This is a genomic window from Porphyromonas bennonis DSM 23058 = JCM 16335, assembly GCF_000375645.1.
Classification (GTDB): Bacteria; Bacteroidota; Bacteroidia; order Bacteroidales; family Porphyromonadaceae; genus Porphyromonas_A; species Porphyromonas_A bennonis.
Genome location: NZ_AQWR01000072.1, coordinates 1 through 4,075 on the forward strand (window position 1 = coordinate 1; position 4,075 = coordinate 4,075).

The 4,075-nt window shown below is 52.0% G+C and carries 3 protein-coding genes; 2 read left to right on the forward strand and 1 reads right to left on the reverse strand.

Annotation, left to right across the window (positions count from 1 at the left end):
* Nucleotides 1-350 (forward strand): RagB/SusD family nutrient uptake outer membrane protein (locus B088_RS08010; protein ID WP_038974047.1); only part of this gene is annotated, 350 nt, incomplete at its 5' end.
* Nucleotides 351-947: 597 nt separating this feature from the next.
* Here the strand turns inward: B088_RS08010 and B088_RS08015 are convergent.
* On the reverse strand, nt 948-2,207 hold the full coding sequence (locus B088_RS08015) for an ATP-binding protein (protein ID WP_018107910.1): 1,260 nt from the start codon (nt 2,205-2,207) through the stop codon (nt 948-950).
* 680 nt (nt 2,208-2,887) lie between these two features.
* On the opposite strand from B088_RS08015, the gene B088_RS08020 reads away from it, so the two are divergent.
* Nucleotides 2,888-3,349: a transposase gene (locus B088_RS08020; protein WP_018107911.1), complete on the forward strand. Its 462-nt coding sequence runs from the start codon at nt 2,888-2,890 to the stop codon at nt 3,347-3,349.
* Nucleotides 3,350-4,075 lie beyond the last annotated feature (726 nt).

The following is a 4,075-nucleotide window of genomic DNA, read 5'->3' on the forward strand; positions in this document are numbered from 1 at the left end:
CCTATAACTTGGGTCAGGAGTCTGTTGCTCTTGGTCTTATCAATGACTTAAGAGTAAGTCGTGGTCTGGACAAGTCTACTGCCTCTGGCGATGCCCTGTACGAACTGATTAAGGATGAGCGTACGAGGGAGCTTGCCTTTGAGGGATTCCGTCTGTGGGATTTGCGTAGATGGCATATGCCTGTCGTTCGTGACAATCCCCAGACTGGTAAGGATGGATCCGTGAGTCATCTCAAGAAGAGCTCCTGGAACAAGTATGAGGCTGACGACTACCGAATGCTTTGGCCTATTCCTGCCAACGACCTCAACACTAATGAGAGTATTGTGGGTCAGCAGAATCCCGGATGGTAATCCCGGAGTAGACCTGCTACTGTAAATTGAGGGTGCGTCGCACGAGTTGCGGCGCACCCTCTTTCTGTTTTGTGTAGGTATGTCGGTTCTTGACCCGGCTGATGACAGCGATTCTGTCTCAGACAGCTCTTCTCTACGCCGGTAGATCGGGATACTTGGCTCTCTTGTCTACTCGCAAGGTGTGGGGTGGTGGAGTGGGCTGAGGATCAGGGTGGAAGCGGCCCTGCCTCTAGTGCTTTTCTATTACCGGTATTAGTCAACACTAATACCGGGTTTAGTGATCACTAATATCGGGTTTAGTAAAGCCTCTCATCGAACGAGGGCGCTGACTTGTCGGATTGGTGGGACAAGTCGGACGGGTGGGATGGATCGGATAGGTCGGATAGATCGGAAAAGTCGGACGGGTCGGACTGGTGGGATGGGTCGGATGGATCGGACGGGTGGGGCGCTGCACATCGGTCACCGCTGCGCGGATGACCGATGCCTATGGAGCGAGCACCCACAAGGGGTGCTACCCGATCCCGTAGGGGTACGCTATATTATCGGACGGGTCGGACGGTTTGGACAAGGGGCGGTAATGAGGTAGGGCTTTATGCGTTATAGGATGCTGTCAAGCTCCCAAGCCGAAATATGGTCAATACCTTCATTCGTTGGAAGCTTGAAGTCATCCAAACTGACGACATACTTCTCGAAGTTATCCTCTATCGACAAAAGAGAGCGGTACTCTCGCTCTATGGTCTTTCTCTCCGTTAATTGTAGCGTGACCTGGAAATAGAGTCTCCTGCTTCCCTTGATAGCAACAAAGTCTACCTCCGCCTCTTTATTTGTTCCTACATAAACTTGATATCCAGCCCGTCTGAGGCTTAAATAGACAGCGTTCTCCAATAAGTACCCCATCCCATAGCCAAATCCGGAGTAGAGGTAATTGTGGTAGCACAGATCATTCAGATAGTATTTGCTATTGGCTGAAATAGTCTCCTTCCCCTTGATATTATATCTCTCTACCTTATGCACGAGGAACGTGCTCTCGAGATAGGAGATGTAGTTGGAGAGTGTCTCGTAGTTTGTCTTCCTATTTCGTGACTTAAAGAAGTTGACGATGTTGGTGATGGAGATGATGCTGGAGGCGTTGTTGACCAGATAGACAAAGAGGTCATCCAGGAGCTTCACGTCCTTTACTTTATACCTTGCGACAATGTCATGAAGCATAACAGTATCCTTTATCGAGGAGACGTAGTTTTGCTTCATCTCATCATTGGGGAGGTTGAAGAGCTCCGGCAGGGCTCCGGTCTGAAGGAAGTCTAAGTAACTCTCTTTATTAGGCTCTCTCCGGGTGATGCCACAGAACTCTGAAAAACTAAAAGGGAGTATCTCAAACGCTACATATCTCCCCGACAGTAACGTCGCAAGCTCACCAGATAGCAGACTAGAGTTGGAGCCGCTGATAAACACCTCGCAAGGCTCAGCATAGTCTTGAGCGTGTGAGTTGACAAAGCGCTCCCACTCCTCAATGCCCTGTATTTCATCGATGAAGAGGAATACTTTTCCCTGTGGCTTGAGGTCCTTCTTGTATTGCTGAAATAGGTTCTCGAGGTCTTGATAGTCAAGAATGTCTGAAAACTCAAGGTATTCCTTATTGATGTAAAGGATATTATTGGGAGGGGTGCCGTTGGCAATCAGCTGTGCCGCTAACTGCCTTAGGATATAGCTCTTCCCGGCACGACGCTGACCTACTAATACTTTGATTAGTTGGTTGTCAATGTACTGACCTATCTTCTCTGTGTAGAATGCGCGTGGGTATCCCAAGTCGATAGGACGCTCGTCCCAGAAGTTGTATTTCCGTATGGACTCAATCATGTCAAGTGTGCTTGAAATTCTTGTACAAATGTATATATTTTCAAGTACACCTGAAATTTTTTCTGCCGTGATCAAAATTTCAAGTGCGCTTGAAATTTCCGTTGCTTGCCCCTTGCGGGTCGGCGTGAAAGGAGATGTATGGTCGGCGACGCCCTGGCGGGGTCGAGGGGGGCAGGGTGGGGCGTTGTACATCGGTCACCGCTTCGCGGATGACCGATGCCTATGGAGCGAGTACCCCTGTCGGGGTGCAACGCCGCCTGCCGATCCCGCAGGGGCGGAGCCCCGGAGGGATCGTCGTCCTTTAGCCCGGGTGTCGAGGCACGAAGTGCCGAAGACCCCGGGAAACGGTAGATCATCATAATAAATACGACCCCGGCAGGGTGTCGCACTCCCTAAGTAGGCTTGATAGTGCGACACCCTGGCGGGGTCGAGGGGATTTTTCCCCGCTGATCTATCCCGGGGTCTTCGTCGGGGCTTCGCCCCTCCTTGACCACCGGGCTAAACACCGAGCACCCCTGCCGGGGTGCCTTGCCGTCCGATCCCGTAGGGACATTAATCCCTTTGCCAATCACCATTACAAGCAACCCCTACCGGGGTCGAGGGGAGAGACACCCCGACAGGCTGTATTTGAATAATCGGATGATTCTAAATAGATTTGACTATTAAACCCTCTAACCATTATGAACAGAGACACCTACTTTACCTTATTTTTTCACGTCACATTTTCGACAAAGCAACGCATGAGGCTCCTGACACCCTCAATACAGTTGCGACTGCAACCGTATATGATCTCATTCTGCAAGAACAATGGGGCGGTGCCGCTCATTATAAATGGAGTACGCGATCATATGCACCTTCTGTTTTATGTTTCAAGTCCGTCCTTTTGTCTTTCTGACTTCGTGAGAGAATTAAAAAAGTGCACGAATAAGTTGTGCAATGATACGTTAGGCTACAATGGCCTTTTTTCTTGGCAAAAAGGCTATTTTGCCCAGGCGATCAGTCGCGAGCGCGTGCCGGGATGTTACGAGTATATCAAGGATCAGCAGAAACACCATATCAGTATGACGTTTGCCGAGGAATGGGAAAAGATGAAGAAGGACTATCAGAAGGACGAAGACATCGTTGTTCGTTATAAAAAGTAGAGAGTCAAAGTGCCTCGCTGTCCGATCCCGCAGGGGCGTAGCCCCGGAGGGATCGTCGTCCTTTAGCCCGGGTGTCGGAGAAGCGTAGCTCCGACGACCCCGGGAAACGAAGATGCATAGTAGGTATACGACCCCGCCAGGGTGTCGCACTCCCCGGGTAGGCTTGATAGTGCGACCCCTGGCGGGGTCAAGGGGATTTTTCCCCACCGATCTTCCCCGGGGTCTTCGTCGGGGCTTGCGCCCCTCCTCGACACTCGGGCTAAACACCGAGCACCCTAGCGGGGTGCAACGCCGCCGATTGCGCTATCTTGTCGGACGGGTCGGACGAGTCGGATGCGTCGGATGCCCTGCCCAAACTTATCGGCTCACATAGCACGCCGGCATGCGAAAGGATACCCGCTCCATAGGCATCGGTCGAGGCACGAAGTGCCGCTGACCGATGTATAAGCCATACCCAGAAGGCTACCCGGTAGGGGACCCCGGTAGGGGTCACTTCTGCATAGCCCGGTTGGTTGAGGCACGCAGTGCCGAAGACCCCGGGTTAGCGGCGATATGCCTTATATATACGACCCCGAAAGGGTGTCGCACTGATTGCCTGACTGGTATGTGCGACACCCTAGCGGGGTCGTACATCTTTACCGGGGTCCTCTTTCCCGCGGTCTTCGGCACTTCGTGCCTCGACACGCGGGCTAAACAGCGAAGATCCCTCCGGGGCTTCGCCCCTGC

Excerpts from the sequence above, each read along its gene's own strand:
- B088_RS08015 (WP_018107910.1), bottom strand. The coding sequence starts at position 2,207 with ATGATTGAGTCCATACGGAAATACAACTTCTGGGACGAGCGTCCTATC.
- B088_RS08020 (WP_018107911.1), top strand. The coding sequence starts at position 2,888 with ATGAACAGAGACACCTACTTTACCTTATTTTTTCACGTCACATTTTCG.